Source organism: Streptomyces flavovariabilis (genome assembly GCF_000725785.1).
GTDB classification, from domain to species: Bacteria; Actinomycetota; Actinomycetes; order Streptomycetales; family Streptomycetaceae; genus Streptomyces; species Streptomyces hawaiiensis.
The window spans coordinates 1-356 of record NZ_JNXD01000095.1; the positions used below are offsets into that span (position 1 = coordinate 1).

General features: G+C 57.3%; 1 rRNA gene. It reads right to left on the reverse strand.

The features are described 5' to 3' along the window. Positions 1-272 precede the first annotated feature (272 nt). Positions 273-356, reverse strand: a 16S ribosomal RNA gene (locus IO24_RS0140075); the annotation flags it as partial.

Sequence of the window (356 nt, forward strand, 5' to 3'; positions counted from 1 at the left end):
CAACGACCAGCCACCCATCACCCCGCCCTTAGGCGAGTTCACTGGGGCCGGCGACTGAGGAAAAATCCATTCCCTCAGACACCCAACAGCGTGCCCGACACACTCCCCGCTCCCCTCAACGTTCCACGCTCCGAAGAGCAGTACTAGAAGGAGAAGACGATCAAGTATGCCGAATAGTCAACGTTCCACCCATGAGCAACCAGCATCAGACATTCGCTGATGTACTGGCCTCTGACCTCGTCCCGAAGGACTCGGTAAGAAGTGCTCCTTAGAAAGGAGGTGATCCAGCCGCACCTTCCGGTACGGCTACCTTGTTACGACTTCGTCCCAATCGCCAGTCCCACCTTCGACAGCTC